Source organism: Komagataeibacter saccharivorans (assembly GCF_004348195.1).
Lineage (GTDB): Bacteria > Pseudomonadota > Alphaproteobacteria > Acetobacterales > Acetobacteraceae > Komagataeibacter > Komagataeibacter saccharivorans.
Genome location: NZ_CP036404.1, coordinates 671,993 through 686,180, shown reverse-complemented (window position 1 = coordinate 686,180; position 14,188 = coordinate 671,993). Strand labels below are relative to the sequence as shown.

At 61.8% G+C, this 14,188-nt stretch carries 12 protein-coding genes; all 12 read left to right on the top strand.

The annotated features are described in order from the left end of the window. Positions 1-33: 33 nt before the first annotated feature. The 12 genes from KSAC_RS02930 (at position 34) to KSAC_RS02875 (ending at position 14,162) form a co-directional block, all read left to right on the top strand. Complete coding sequence (locus KSAC_RS02930; protein WP_132304129.1) at positions 34-414, top strand: hypothetical protein; 381 nt, start codon at positions 34-36, stop codon at positions 412-414. Between the two features lie 11 nt (positions 415-425). After that, positions 426-1,679: a TolC family protein gene (locus KSAC_RS02925; protein ID WP_132304127.1), complete on the top strand. Its 1,254-nt coding sequence runs from the start codon at positions 426-428 to the stop codon at positions 1,677-1,679. Continuing rightward, positions 1,628-2,827 (top strand): efflux RND transporter periplasmic adaptor subunit, encoded by a 1,200-nt coding sequence (locus KSAC_RS02920; RefSeq protein WP_408884738.1) that lies wholly within the window; start codon positions 1,628-1,630, stop codon positions 2,825-2,827. The genes KSAC_RS02925 and KSAC_RS02920 overlap by 52 nt, the downstream gene beginning before the upstream one ends. Continuing rightward, positions 2,827-5,901 (top strand): efflux RND transporter permease subunit, encoded by a 3,075-nt coding sequence (locus KSAC_RS02915; protein WP_132304123.1) that lies wholly within the window; start codon positions 2,827-2,829, stop codon positions 5,899-5,901. Before KSAC_RS02920 ends, KSAC_RS02915 begins: the two co-directional genes overlap by 1 nt. Further along, positions 5,901-6,572 (top strand): response regulator transcription factor, encoded by a 672-nt coding sequence (locus tag KSAC_RS02910; protein ID WP_132304121.1) that lies wholly within the window; start codon positions 5,901-5,903, stop codon positions 6,570-6,572. The genes KSAC_RS02915 and KSAC_RS02910 overlap by 1 nt, the downstream gene beginning before the upstream one ends. Further along, on the top strand, positions 6,569-7,918 hold the full coding sequence (locus KSAC_RS02905; RefSeq protein WP_132304119.1) for a sensor histidine kinase: 1,350 nt from the start codon (positions 6,569-6,571) through the stop codon (positions 7,916-7,918). Before KSAC_RS02910 ends, KSAC_RS02905 begins: the two co-directional genes overlap by 4 nt. A 48-nt stretch (positions 7,919-7,966) precedes the next feature. Beyond that, positions 7,967-8,290 carry a hypothetical protein gene (locus tag KSAC_RS02900; protein WP_243705285.1) on the top strand — a complete coding sequence of 108 codons (324 nt, stop codon included), beginning with the start codon at positions 7,967-7,969 and terminating at the stop codon, positions 8,288-8,290. 56 nt (positions 8,291-8,346) lie between these two features. Next, positions 8,347-9,054 carry a VIT1/CCC1 transporter family protein gene (locus KSAC_RS02895; protein ID WP_132304117.1) on the top strand — a complete coding sequence of 236 codons (708 nt, stop codon included), beginning with the start codon at positions 8,347-8,349 and terminating at the stop codon, positions 9,052-9,054. Positions 9,055-9,423: 369 nt separating this feature from the next. Continuing rightward, a complete protein-coding gene (locus KSAC_RS02890; RefSeq protein WP_243705284.1) occupies positions 9,424-9,690 on the top strand; it encodes a YtcA family lipoprotein in 267 nt (88 codons plus the stop codon). Then, positions 9,690-10,739, top strand: coding sequence for a multidrug transporter subunit MdtN (gene mdtN, locus KSAC_RS02885; RefSeq protein ID WP_132306074.1), 1,050 nt, complete (start codon positions 9,690-9,692; stop codon positions 10,737-10,739). Before KSAC_RS02890 ends, mdtN begins: the two co-directional genes overlap by 1 nt. Continuing rightward, complete coding sequence (locus tag KSAC_RS02880) at positions 10,720-12,543, top strand: FUSC family protein (protein ID WP_132304113.1); 1,824 nt, start codon at positions 10,720-10,722, stop codon at positions 12,541-12,543. The genes mdtN and KSAC_RS02880 overlap by 20 nt, the downstream gene beginning before the upstream one ends. Then, positions 12,540-14,162 carry a TolC family protein gene (locus KSAC_RS02875; RefSeq protein ID WP_102323644.1) on the top strand — a complete coding sequence of 541 codons (1,623 nt, stop codon included), beginning with the start codon at positions 12,540-12,542 and terminating at the stop codon, positions 14,160-14,162. The genes KSAC_RS02880 and KSAC_RS02875 overlap by 4 nt, the downstream gene beginning before the upstream one ends. Positions 14,163-14,188: the final 26 nt, after the last annotated feature.

Here is a 14,188-nt window from a genome sequence, read left to right as displayed (position 1 = left end):
TCCCGGGCAGATAGCGGGGCGGAAGGCATATGCATGACAGTCCAGCAGGGCATTCGCTTGCATGTGGACGGTATGTATGGCGGATATCCCCATTCCGTACTGCGCGATGTCGTACTGCAGGGTGTGGCGTGCCCGTCTGATGAGGCTGAACTGCACGCATTCAGCCTTATCGCTGAGCCAGCACCTCATCTGCGTATTTCCGTTATGAGGCCCATGGGACAGGGGCAGCAGGGATCGATTTCCGCCCGGCTGTTCTTGCAGGGGCATTTTGTCATAGGGGAGCGCATGTCCCTCTCCCCCCTGGCGCGGTCCCAGTCTCCCTTTTCGGTTTCGTCCTGCATCAACCTCATGATGGCGCGACTGTGGAGTGACCTGGCCGCACGGATCAGCCATGGTGGTCCCGTCATTCCATGAAGGCCTGAAGCATGAAGCGCGTCATGCGCGCCCTCCTGTCGGTAGGCATGACCGGTGCCCTGACATGGGGGGTGCTGGCCCGGGCTCAGGTGCCCCGGTCCGGCCCGTCCTTCCATGAAGCCGTCAGCATGGCGTGGGCGATCGATCCGGTCCGCACCGAACTGCAGGTCGGCCACCATTCCGCCCGTGCCCGCGCGAGTGCGGCGGGGTCATGGTTTGCCGGTGGCCCGACCCTGTCGGGTGAATACATGGATGACCACATGCTGGGCAGTAACGAAGGCTATACAACGTATCAGGGCGGGGTGTCCGTGCCGCTATGGCTGCCGGGACAGGGTAGTGCCACGCAACAGGTTGCAAGTGCGGAAGCCGCATCGCTTGATGAACAGCTCAATGTCGAACACATGGCGCTGTCCATCCGGGTGCTTGATGCGGGTGCCGCCGCCCTGATCGCCCGTACGCGGGCGGATGTGGCCCATACCCTGTATGAGGTGACAGCACGTATGGCCACCAGCGCAACACGGGCGGTGCATGATGGTGAACTGGCCTCGGCCGATGGTCAGATGGCGCAGGCGGCAGTGGGGAACGCCCGCAATGAACTGGCCTTGGCGCAGGAGGAGGCCGACAATGCAGCCGCTGCACTGGAGGTGCTCCTCGGCCGTCCGGTTGTGCCGGATCTTGCGCGTTATGGGGCAGGCGACGTCACCCATGCCCGTTTTATCGCGCCCCGTGACATGGAGGACAATGATCCCCGCATACGGGTCGCGCATCGCAATGTTGAAGCTGCTGAGGCTAACATGAAGCTGGCGCACCGTTCTTTTATGCCCAACCCGGAAATCGGCGTGGATGCGATCCATGAAAAGCAGTACGGCAGCCCGTGGGATGACCGCGTGGGGCTGAATTTCAGCATTCCCCTGCCCAGCGAGGTCCGCAACACGCCCATCATGGCCGAAGCACGCAACCGGCTGGCTTCGGCTACCAGTCAAGAAACGCAGGCGCGGCGCATGGTGCATCTGGAAATGATGCGGGTACGTGAACGTCTGATCGCAGCCACCACCGCGCGGCAGGCCACCCGCACCGCAGCCGAAAACATGGAGAAGCGGGCCGAGGCGCAGGAACGGGCCTGGCGGTTGGGCGAAGCCAGCCTGGATACGGCGCTTGGTGCCCGGCAGACAGCAGCCAATACCCGGCTGGCCAGCGCCCGGGCCGAGGTGGAATGGCATGTCGCCAGCATCCGCATGCTGATCGCAACCGGGATCGTACCGTGAAGCGGCTCACCCCTGCCCTGTTCATTCTGGGCCTGTCCTGCCCGTCAGCCCATGCCACGGACGGGGCGTTGCCTCCTATCGTGAAACTGGATGGGGCTGCCGTAGTAAACGAGGGTATTACCATCGCCACGGCAGTACCCGGCAGGGTTGCGCCCATGCTGCCGGTCATAAGCCGGGTCATGCCTGATACGACCCGGGTCGTGCATATCCACCCCGCTGGCAGCGGCAAGGTGCTGGTGGTGCTGGTGCAGCCGGGAACGCCCGTGCGGCGGGGACAGGCGCTGCTGCGTTATCAGGACCATTCCCTGCATGTCGCGCGCCTGCAGGCGGTCCAGATGCGTGCGACACTCACCGCTGCCATCGCGGCCCGGAGCGATGCGGCGGGCGCCGTGCAACGGGCCAAGGCACTGGCGGGCGAAAGCCTGCCGATGGCCGAACTGCGCCGCAGGCAGGATGCACTGGCGCAGGCTGACGCCACAATGCGCGCGCGACAGGCGGACGTGGACACGCTGGGCCACCGTTTCGCGGAAGAGTTTAATTCATCGTCGGAACAGGACAGCCACGGCACGGAAGATGAGACCTCGACCCTGATTTCCCCTGTCGATGGCATGGTGCAGGCAATCAATACGTCGGTGGCGGGCGACATGGACCCGACCATGGACGTGGCGACCGTGGCGGACCTGTCCAGCGTACGGATCGTTTCCGATATCCCGCCCGATCAGGCGGCGCGGATCGCGCCGGGCGGCCAGCAGGTGACGCAGGCGGCAGATGGCCCGTTCCCGTCGCGTATCAACACGGTGGATGGCATGGCCAGTCCGCTGACCGGGCTGGTCCGGGTCATAAGCACCGTGCCCAACCCGGTCGGCACACTGATGCCCGGCATGGTGCTGGATGCAACACTGGCACAGCGCGACAGCGTTGCGGGCATTGTCGTGCCGTCCGAAGCCTGCCAGCAGATTGACGGGCATAGCATCGTGTTCGTGCGGGTGAGCGAAACCGATTACCGGCCCGTCGTGGTCGATGTGGCGCTGGATGACGGAACACGGGCAGTCATCCGCTCCGGCCTGAAAGGGGGCGAGCCGGTCGTAGGGCATGGCAGTTTCGCCCTGCGTTCGGTCATTGGCCTTGCCGGGATGGATACGGAGTGATGGCGCGCAGGTATCTTGAAGCCCTGCTACGTGCGCGTATGCTGGTTCTGGGCGGACTTTTCGTGCTGCTGGCGGCTGGCATCATGACGGTGCTGGGCCTGCCGGTGGAGGCGGTGCCCGATATCTCGCCCCGTCAGGTGCTTGTCTCGGTCGTCGCGCCCGGCCTTGCGACGGAGGAAGTGGAGAAACTCATCACCTTTCCCGTCGAGGCCAGCATGACCGGCATTCCCGGCATGACCGACCTGCGCTCCGTCTCCCGTGGCGGGGTGTCGGTGGTGTATGTGCAGTTTGCCGATGACACCGACATCAACCTTGACCGTACCCGCGTAAACGAGCGCATGCAGCAGGCGCGTTCGAACATATCCGTGCCCGGAATTACCATCAGCATGGGGCCGCTGGCTACCGGCATGGGTGAGATCATGCAGTTCCAGATCCGGGGCGCAGGGCGCTCGCTCATGGAACTCAATCGCATCATGAACTGGACCGTGGTGCCGCAGATGCGCCTTGTTCCCGGCGTGGTGGATGTCAACGTCAATGGCGGGGCCGAGGAAACCTATGAAGTCACGCTCGATCCGGCACGGCTGATCGGGGCCAATCTTTCAGTCGGTGAGGTCTATCGCGCGGTGGATGAGAATAATGCCGCGTCCGGTGGTGGCTGGATCACGCATCATGCCGAACAGCAGAGCGTGGTCGGGCGTGGGCTGGTGGGCAGTCTGGCAGATTTTGGCAACATCGCCGTGCGGACGAATGCGGACGGCTCGGTCATACGCCTGCGCGACCTCGGGCGTGTCACCACGGGCGCACGTACCCGGCTGGGGGCGGTCACGCGCGATGGACAAGGCGAAATCGTGATCGGCGTGGTGATGATGGAAAGTGGGGCCAGTTCCAACGCCACCCTTGCCGCGATTGACCGTGCCCTGCCGGGTATCAGGCAGGCACTGCCCGCAGGCGTAACGCTGGAACCCTACTACACCCGCGCCACCCTGACCGGGCAGACCATTGCTACCGTGCGCGACAACCTGTTGATGGGCGCGGTGCTGGTGGTGGGCGTGCTGGTGGTGGTGATCGGGAGCTGGCAGGCGGCCCTCGTCATTGCCTCGGTCATTCCGGTGGCCCTTGTCTGCGCCATGGCGGGGATGCGACAGTTCGGGATTTCGGCCAACCTGCTCAGCCTTGGCGCGATCGATTTTGGCATGATCGTCGATGGTTCGCTGGTGGTGATCGAGCATGTTCTCTCCCGACGGGAGGAGGAGCCGGATGTGGAATTCATGCCCCTCGTGGTCTCGTCCGTACGGCAGGTCATGCGCCCGGTGGGGTTCGCCATACTGGTCATCATCATGGTTTACCTGCCCATCCTGACCCTGCAGGGGATCGAGGGGCACATGTTCCGCCCCATGGCGCAGACGGTCATCATGGCGCTGCTGGCCTCGCTTGCGTACTGTTTCATCTGCATTCCCGTGTTGGCCAGCCTGACGCTGGGGCGGGTGCAGCCTGCGGGCGATACACGGCTGATCGCATGGCTGCGCCGCCCCTATACGCGCATGATGACATGGGGCGAGACGCATCCGGGCATCCTGTTTGGCGGTACGATCGCGGTGCTGGTTGTATCGGCTGTTCTTGCCACACAACTGGGAGGTGAATTCATACCCCAGCTTGATGAAGGGGCGCTTGCGGTCACCACCACGCGGTTGCCCTCGGCCGCGCTCGACACCGTGCTGGCGTCGGTCACGAAGCAGGAGCAGATCCTGCGCCGCTTCCCCGAGGTCAGGACAGTAATCAGCAATACTGGCACATCCGCCATCCCGACCGATCCGATGGGGGTAAACGAGACCGACAGCTTCGTCTTTCTCAACCCATCCTCCACATGGAAAGCTGCCCGCACGCAGGCCGGGCTTGTGGCCGTGATGGACGACACCCTGCGGCGCGAACTGCCCGATGCACTGTATTCATGGAGCCAGCCGGTGCAGATGCGCATGGACGACCTGCTCTCTGGTGTGCGCACCCAGATTGCCGTCTCGATCTTCGGAGATGACCTGAAAACGCTGGCCGAACTGGGCGACCGGGTGGTGGCCGTAATGTCCGGCGTGAAGGGTGCGGCGGACGTGGCGGCAGCGGGCGATGGCACCGTGCCGCTGATCGTGGCCGATATCGACCGTACGCAGGCTGCCAGCCGTAACGTGGCGGTGCAGGATATTCTGGATACGGTAGAGGCAGTCGGCGGACATATCGGCACAAGGCCGGTGATGGTGGACAATGCCATCATCAGCACGCAGGTGCGCCTTGACCCGAAGCGCGTGACCTCGGCTGCCGCAATTGGTGCGCTGCAGGTCCGGCGTATGGACGGGCAAGGCAGTGTCATGCTCTCACAGGTGGCGCATGTGCATGAAGTCGATGGCCCGCCGCGTATAAGCCGGGACCGGGTGCGTCGGCGCATGGTGGTGCAGGCCAATGTGCGCGGGCGCGATCTTGCGTCCTACGTGGCCGAAGCACAGGCCCGCGTGATGCGGGACGTAAAACTGCCCGCAGGCTATACCATGCAGTGGGATGGCCAGTTCCGTAACCTGCAATCAGCGGTGCTGCGGCTGGAGATCGTCCTGCCCATTGCCCTTGGCCTGATCTTTGCCCTGCTGGTGGTGGCGTTTGGCGCGGTGCGGCCGGCGCTTCTGGTATTCATCAACCTGCCGGTGGCGGCGACCGGCGGCATCGTGGCGCTGACACTGCGCGGCCTGCCATTCAGCATTTCTGCAGGCATCGGCTTTATTGCACTGTTTGGCGTGGCGATCCTAAACGGGGTGGTGCTGGTCAGCGAAATCGCAGCCCTGCGCGCGGGCGGCATGGCGGTGGCACAGGCGGCCTTTGCCGCCGCCGGATCCCGTTTTCGTCCCGTTATGGCTACGGCCCTTGTCGCCAGCCTTGGCTTTTTCCCCATGGCGTTGTCGGACAGCGCCGGGGCGGAAGTCGAACGCCCGCTGGCCAGCGTGGTGATCGGCGGGCTGGTTACGTCCACATTGCTTACACTCCTGGTGCTGCCATCGCTTTACGCCCGGGTCATGCGAGAGAAGGTTCAGGACTGATGCGTATCCTTATCGTGGAAGATGAACATGACCTTGGGGTGGCTGTGCAGGAGCGCGTGCGTCTGGACGGGCATGCAGTGGACTGGTTCATGACGTTGGAGGACGCGCGCGCGGCCATGGCCATCGTGGATTATGATTTCATGCTGCTCGATCTTGGCCTGCCGGATGGCAGCGGGCGCAGCCTGCTGCGTGACATCCGCCGGACGTCATCGAATATCGCCATCCTCATCACCACGGCGGAAGACCAGATCAGCGACCGCATTGCCGGCCTGTCGGAAGGGGCGGATGATTATATTGTCAAGCCTTACGACCTGAACGAACTCGTGGCCCGTATCGCTGCCGTGGCGCGGCGCTATGCCGCACCGCACAGGCCGGTCCATTATCGCATTGGCGAGATTACGATCGACCGGGAAAACCGCTCGGTATCGCGCAACGGGCGGGTGCTGGACCTGACCGCACGGGAATGGGCCATTATGGAACTGCTGTCGCGCAGTCCGGGGCGGATCTATTCCCGCCAGCAGATCGACACGGCCCTGTACGCGCTGGATCAGGATGTGGATAGTAACACTGTCGAGGTTTTCGTCAGCCGCCTGCGCAAAAAGGTGGGCAACACGGTGATCAGGACTGTCCGTGGCCGTGGATACTGCCTGACTGCGGGTGAAACAGTATGAAGAACTGGAGCCTTGCCACCCGCATTGTCAGCAGTGTCCTGAGCGTGGTGACGCTCAGCCTGCTGGCTCTCAGCCTCGCCGTTGCAGGCTTTACCCGCTACGAAATAACGGAACGGCTGGACAATTCTCTGCAGGAGGTCTCCGAACGGCTGCAGGCCACCATCGCTACACAGCCTCATGGATCACGGGATACTGTTGCCTGGGTGCCCGGTGTGGGACCGCGCACACTTGCCTATCAGGTAGTCGATCAGTCCGGACACGTGGTGTTGCGTTCACAGAATGCACCGGTTCAGCCCTTTGTGCCCGATATCCATACCGGGTTTGTCGATACCACCCGTTTCCGGGTCTATATCGCAGCCCCGACCGACACGGCCTATCGTGTGCTGGTGGGGGAGCCGACATTGCACCGTCGGGGGGCGACGTGGCGCGCAACGGCGATCGCCATTGTGCCGATACTGGTTTTCCTGCCTGTCATCTGGCTGCTGGTGCGCGTGATCGTGCGCCGTGCCCTGCGTCCGCTTGACCGCCTGCATGATGAAATGCAATCGCGTGGCAGCGGCAACCTGCGGCCCATCCCCTTGCTTGACCTGCCCGTGGAACTCGTCTCCATCCAGCATGCCGTCAATACCCTTCTGGCCCGTCTGGAAACGGCGCTCTCCACCGAGCGGGCCTTTGCCGCGAGCGCCGCGCATGAACTGCGCAACCCGCTTGGCGCCCTGCTGGCGCAGGTGCAGATGCTGGGCCGCATGGTATCGCCGCAAACGGAGGCCGGCCGGAGGGTGGATATCATTGCCGACCGGACGCGCCGACTGGGACGGACGGTGGAAAAACTGCTGCAGTTCTCACGTGCCTCGTCAGGTGTTGCCTTCCGCCGTAACCGCTTCGATCTCCTGACCGTGCTGCGTGTGCTGGCGGACGATCTGGACCAGAACCCGCGTGACGGGTGTGGAATCATCCTGACCGTAAACGGGATCAGCCACATATTCGTGCATGGTGACATGGATGCGACTGGCATCATGCTACGTAACCTGCTGGAAAACGCGCTGCTGCACGGGGTGGGTGACATTCCGGTGCATGTGACCGTCCTGCCAGATGGTAGCATTGACATCATCAACGATTGTCCGGCCCTGGCGGCGGACATGCTGGCGCGGCTGACCAGCCCGTTCGTGCGTGGCGGGACTGGCACGCGCGGTAGCGGTCTTGGCCTGACGATTGCCAGCAATATTGCCCGGCAGATGGATGCGACCGTGTGCCTGCGTTCCCCACTGCCGGAATCAGGCAGGGGGTTTGGTGCCCGCATTACTTTCCCCGACCCGGATGTGATCCCAGCTTCCGGCCTGGCCTGAGACCGCGCGTTCAGTTTCGCGTCATGTAGAACTGATATGAGGACTGGCATGATGCAGGAAACATTCTCCGCACGCATACGCTATGACGCACCGACAGTCCTTTTTCACTGGAGCCGTGCGGCAATCATCATGCGGCAGTTCATAAGCACAAATATATGGGGCCTGTTCCATAATCCACTGCATCACACAGCTTGTGGTCAGCCACCTGACGGCGGGAATGGTGCCGCTCCTGCCCCTCCGCATCACGTGGCGGATCGGGTGGGGGCGGCAGATGTCCGCTTGGCCCGCAGCGTGGAATACAGCCTGTATGGGCTGACCATGATGGAAATCGGCCTTGGCCACCGGCCACGTGTTGGCGGCGTGTTTTCATGACTTCATCCTGCACGACAATGTTCTGCAGCGCATGTTCATTACCGGGAATATATCCAATGGGCGTAATTGATAAGGGCATATCTGGTTCGGGAGAGGTAAATGCAACAGCCCGTCTGGGCTGGCTGCGGGCTTCCGTTCTTGGGGCAAATGATGGAATACTGTCTACTTCCAGCCTTATTATTGGCGTTGCAAGTGCCCATACATCGCAGGCTGGAATACTACTGGCTGGCATATCCAGTCTGATAGCTGGCGCCATGTCCATGGCCGCGGGGGAATATGTGTCTGTCAGTTCCCAGGCAGATTCGGAAAAGGCGGATCTGACCCGTGAAAAAAGGGAGCTCGGTAGTAGCTGGGATTCTGAAGTCAGCGAACTGGCTGGCATATATCGTCAGCGTGGACTTGATGATCTTCTGGCGCATCGGGTCGCCGTCGCCTTGATGAAACATGATGCGCTGGGTGCCCATGCCCGTGACGAACTGGGTATTTCCGAGGCAACGGCGGCGCGTCCGATACAGGCTGCCCTGGCATCCGCATGTGCCTTTGCGCTTGGTGCCATACTGCCGGTGCTTACGGTCGTGGTATCACCGCTCAGGCTGGTATCATGGAGTGTCTCTATTGTTTCGCTGATCTGTCTTGCAATTCTGGGGACTGTCGGCGCTCTGGCTGGAGGTACGGCACCCTGGCGTCCAGCGTTGCGGGTGATATTCTGGGGCGTGATGGCTATGGTTGTTACATCAGTTGTTGGAAACGTATTTAATAAGTAAAAATATGTATTTTATTTTGATATTTGTATTATTAAGAATTGAACTAATATATAGTATTTAAAAAATTATGATTGTCGCAAGTTATCTGGCCGGGCAGAATATCTGGGCGTTGCAGTCATAACGCGTTGCGATACGGTGCGCTGTCTGGTTGGCGACAGAATGTTTCAGCACTGCTTTGCGGATGGTTTTTGGAAAATCGTTCTTAACAAAATGACGCTGGTCAATCCATTCAATGGACTGAATTAACAATTTGTTTATATTTAAATAATCTGGAATAGAAATATTTTTGTGACTATTTTTTAATAGAAAATATGATAACAGGGAATTTCCGACACGATTGAGGAAGATTTTTCCCCTGTCATGATATCAGTGCGCCCACTAACGATCCTGCCGTTTTTTCCCCTGTTGCTTGGGGGATGTGCATTCCGCGGGGCGCCCTCTTTTCCAGTGGTGGGCGCCTATTTCCCGGCATGGATGGTGTGCGGGCTGACCGGGGTTGCGGTGTCGCTGGGCCTGCGGGTGGTATTCGTGCTGATCGGGGTGGATGCCATCCTCAGCTTCCGGCTTTTTACCTATGTTGCACTGGGTATCCTGGCCGCGCTGGCGGTCTGGCTGGTGGCCTTCGGACCCGGATGATGCAGCGCGTCCGTATTTCAGGCAGGAAGCCGCTTGGCATGGTCATTGCCGCAGGCTGCATCGGTGCTGCCGTCGTGCTGGGTTTTTATGTGGCTCACCGGGAAAATGCCTATCCCGGGTCCGATAGCGCAAGCATTGATGCCGAACTGGTTCATATCGCCTCAACGGTTGGTGGACGGCTGGCAGACCTTCCGGTTCAGGTCAACCAGCATGTTCATAAGGGCGATGTGCTGTACCGTCTCGATCCCGAGCCTTACATGCTGGGCGTGCAGCAGGCGCAGGCCAATCTGGACCTTGCCAGCGCGGAGGTGGAGAACCAGAAGCGGCTGGTTGGCGTTAAAACGGCAACCGCCGCCGCCGCGCGTGACCAGGTGACCCGCGCCCGGACCAACCGTGACCTTGCAGCCCGTACGACCGAGCGCCTGCAGCCGCTGGCCGGTAAGTCCTATATTCCATGGCAGGAATACGACCAGGCCCGCGTTGCCCTGCGTGATGCCGAGGTCTCGCTGGCACAGGCGCGACAGCAGTCGGAAGCGGCGGATATGGCCGTGGGTGATCTGAAAAGCGCACAGGCCGCACAGGCCGCAAGCCAGACGATGCTGGACCATGCCCGTTACGAACTGCGCCAGACAGTTGTCACCGCGCCTGCGGATGGGTACGTGACCAGCCTCAGTGTAAAGCCGGGCGAAGTGCTGGCCCCGTCACAGGTGCTGTTTACGTTGATTGTGGATGAGGCATGGTACGTGACCGCCACCATTCGGGAAGTCGACCTTGCCCCCGTTCATCCCGGTGACTGTGTTACGGTCTATTCCATGATCGACCGCCACACCCCCCTGCGGGGCCATGTGGAAAGCATTGGGTGGGGCGTCATGTCCGCCGATACGACCGGCCTTGCACGCATGCTGCCCCTCGTGCCACGGCAGATGGACTGGGTTCACGTCGCCCAGCGTTTTCCGGTCCGGATCCGGCTCGATGACATCCGCCCTGCCCTGCTGCGCATGGGCGCCACCGCTACCGTCGAGATCCGTTATGGCGCCGCCTGCCACTAACGTCCCTACCGCACAGGGGGCGCGCACGGGCATGCCCCATGGTCTGTCCCTGTCGCGCCTGTGGGCGCTGGTCTGTAATCCGGCACCCGGTCGGCTGGGTTATGCCCTGCGTATGGCGGCGGGGTGTACCACCACCGTGCTGGTGGGGGAAATATGGCAGGTGCCCGATCTGGCCGTGCCTGCTCTGGTGACCATGGCGCTGTGGCAGAAAGACCGGGTGACGAATGTGCTGGCGGCAGTGGGCCTCAACATCTTCGTCGTGTTCCTGCTGGCTTTCGTGTTCGGGCTGGTCCGTCTGACGCTGGACCACCCGATGGGGCTGGTCATCATCATTGCGCTTCTGTCGTTCGGCTTTTTCTTTCTGGGCTCGGCAAGCAGGCTCAGGCCAGTCGCCTACGTGCTCGGCCTGACCGTCGTGTATGCGCTGATCGCCATTGATCAGGTACCGGTGGGTGAAATCGTGACCCGTGCCGTGCTGTATACCGATCTGTTCCTCGCCGTGCCCGGCGCGGTGATGGTCGTGCTCGGGCTGCTGATCTGCCCTTCGCCCAAAACGGTTCTGACCGATGGCATTGCAGCGCGTCTCAACCTGTCCATTAGCCTGCTGCGGAACCCTGATGACAGGCTGATCGACCATGCCACGGGTCTGCTACGCGCCGGGTCTGCCGAAATGATGGGCAATGTGAAAATGGCGGGACTGGAAAAGGTCTGGTCCCCCCATAACCTTGCCTGCCTGCAGCAGGCCGCCAATGCCAGTGTCGCGGTGCTGGCGCTGTCGATTGATGCAGCACGCGCGCAGGCTACCGCACCGCCCGAACTGGTCGCAACACTGGGCGATATGGCGGCCATGTTCGAAGAAGGCGACTATCCTGTCGATATCCCCCTTCCCGCCCCCATTGGGGACAGCGCCATCCTGCATGACCTTGCGGCCCTGTTGCCGACATTTACAACGCCTGCCGGAGCGCAACCGGAAAAAACGGGCGGTTCTGCAGGTTTCTTTGTCCCTGATGCATTCACCAGCCCCACTCATGTCCGCTTCGCGGTCAAGGGCACGGCTGCGGTCATGAGCAGCTATCTTTTGTTCAAGATGCTGGACTGGCCGGGCATCCATACCTGCGTCATCACCTGTTTCATCGTGGCGCTCCCCACTATGGGCGAAATGATCTCCAAACTGACGCTGCGCATCACCGGGGCGCTGATCGGGGGTATGATCGGGATCTTGGGCATCATTTTCGTCATGCCGCACCTGGATGGCATTACGGGTTTTCTGGTTCTTGTCTTTGTCGTTTCCCTGCTCGGAGCATGGATCAAGACAGGTGATGCACGGATCGCCTATGCCGGTTTCCAGATTGGTCTTGCCTTCTACCTGACCGATCTCAAGGGCTATGGACCAACCAGTGACATGGCGACGGCGCGGGACCGTATTGTAGGAATCATGATCGGCAATTTCATCACGTACGCCATCTTCACCAGTTTCTGGCCCGCCAGTGCGCGTGATGCGATACCGGGGAAACTTGCAGCCCTGTTCGGCCTCCTGCGCCGGCAGGCGGATGCGCCTGTTCTCCAGCATCGCGAAGCCCTGTTTGCCCGGGTACAGGGCGCGATGGAAACTGCGGCACTGGCGGTAGAATACACCCGGGCCGAACCGGTGCCCCCGGGCGACGATGCGGACCGGCGCAATACCCAGCTTATAACATGGCGCGACACGCTGGCGCAGGCCGGATGTCTGGGCACCACGCTGCTGGGCCACGCCCCGTCTGATACGGCGGCACAGATCGAACAACTGGAACACAGCGCCCGATGAACCGTCATGCTTTTTCCATACTGGCCGGCTGCGCGATTGTTGTCCTGTGCGGGTGCGCCACGCATGAACTGGCCAGTGCCCCGGCCAGTCCGGACAGCCCATGGCAGCCCAGCCAGACCGCCAGCGGCGAAATCCAGCCCGGTCGTGCGGCCCGACATGGGCTGCTGATGCCACCGGGTTTCACCCTGCCCTCCAACAGCCAGATTCAGGTGCGGCCTCCTGATACAGCCATTACCGCACAGGCCGGGCATGCCTACGGGCTGGCAGAACTGATTGACATTGCCCAGTCGGCCAACCCCGATACGCGTCGGGCGTGGGATACGGCGCGCGATGCGGCTCTGGCTGTGGGCATTACCAGAAGCACCTACCTGCCCCGGCTGACGGCAACTGTGGTGGGCGGCTACAATCACACCCGCAACAATGGTGACAACCCTTCCATCAGCAATGGCGGCGCGGCGGGCGATGCCTTCAATGGCGGGGTGACCAGTTTCAACAATCTTGTCGGTGGCGTTCGCAACGCCGGTTCAGGTGCGGGTGAAATCCAGACGGTAGGACTGGAATGGCTTCTGTTTGATTTTGGCAAACGTGAAGCCGTGCTGGCCGCGATGCGGCAGGGACAGATCGGGGCCAATATCCTGTTTACCGCCGCCCACCAGAAAATCATTTATGGTGTTACCATCGCCTTCTATGCCCACGCGGCGGCGGCTTCCCGCGTGCGCTGGCTGGAACAGGCGCTGGAAAATGCCCGGCGGGTGGAGGATGCCGCACAGGCGCGGCTGAAACATGGGCAGGGCACGATCGTGGATGCGACACAGGCCCGCCAGGCCACGGCCCAGACCGAACTCCGTCTTGTGCAGGCGCAGGGCGATGTGGAAAATACCTATCTGGAACTGGTCAATGCGATGGGCATTTCCCCCCGCACCCGCCTGCAGACCGAGAATGTATCGGACCGGCCCCTTACGCTGGATGATACCCGACTGAGTGATGCCTTTGTCCAGCAGGCGGTTGCACGCCGGGCGGATGTACTGGCGGCTTACGCCAGCGTAAAAGCCACCCAAAGTGAGGTTACCGCAGCCAGGAGCGAATTCCTGCCCAAGATCTTCGTGACTGGCAATGTTGCCTATACCACCGGTCGGCTGGCGCTGTCTTCCGTGCCGGGGGTCGGCAGTGATAGTCCGCCCACCCTCAACCTGTCTTCCAATGCGCTCAGCAGCGTGATTCTGGGCGGGATCAGCGTACCGATCTTTGATGGCGGCATGCGGGCGGCCCAGCTCAGGCAGGCGCAGGACCGGGCGGATAGCGCCAGCGCCACATTACAGAAAACGGTGGATGCATCCGTCAAGCAGATCGTGGCGGCAGAAAACGCCCTGCATACCAGTCTGAGCGCCTACAGCGCATCCGGCAGGCTGGAGGCTGCGACACGGACAGCGTTCGATGCAGCGTATGCCGCCTATCGCAATGGTGTGGGGTCCATCATACAGACATCCATGGCCCAGAACGGCCTTCTGGATGCGACCCTCAGTCATTCCGATGCCTATTACGCCGCCCTGATCGCGGCGGCCAGCCTGGCATTTTCTACCGGGTCACTTGATCAGGCACCGGCAGAATATGCCCCCTGAGCGTGGGGACGGAGCACGGTCCCCGA

Coding starts and splice junctions, on each gene's coding strand:
- KSAC_RS02930 (WP_132304129.1), top strand. CDS start 34: ATGACAGTCCAGCAGGGCATTCGCTTGCATGTGGACGGTATGTATGGC.
- KSAC_RS02925 (WP_132304127.1), top strand. CDS start 426: ATGAAGCGCGTCATGCGCGCCCTCCTGTCGGTAGGCATGACCGGTGCC.
- KSAC_RS02920 (WP_408884738.1), top strand. CDS start 1,628: ATGGCATGTCGCCAGCATCCGCATGCTGATCGCAACCGGGATCGTACC.
- KSAC_RS02915 (WP_132304123.1), top strand. CDS start 2,827: ATGGCGCGCAGGTATCTTGAAGCCCTGCTACGTGCGCGTATGCTGGTT.
- KSAC_RS02910 (WP_132304121.1), top strand. CDS start 5,901: ATGCGTATCCTTATCGTGGAAGATGAACATGACCTTGGGGTGGCTGTG.
- KSAC_RS02905 (WP_132304119.1), top strand. CDS start 6,569: ATGAAGAACTGGAGCCTTGCCACCCGCATTGTCAGCAGTGTCCTGAGC.
- KSAC_RS02900 (WP_243705285.1), top strand. CDS start 7,967: ATGATGCAGGAAACATTCTCCGCACGCATACGCTATGACGCACCGACA.
- KSAC_RS02895 (WP_132304117.1), top strand. CDS start 8,347: ATGGGCGTAATTGATAAGGGCATATCTGGTTCGGGAGAGGTAAATGCA.
- mdtN (WP_132306074.1), top strand. CDS start 9,690: ATGCAGCGCGTCCGTATTTCAGGCAGGAAGCCGCTTGGCATGGTCATT.
- KSAC_RS02880 (WP_132304113.1), top strand. CDS start 10,720: ATGGCGCCGCCTGCCACTAACGTCCCTACCGCACAGGGGGCGCGCACG.
- KSAC_RS02875 (WP_102323644.1), top strand. CDS start 12,540: ATGAACCGTCATGCTTTTTCCATACTGGCCGGCTGCGCGATTGTTGTC.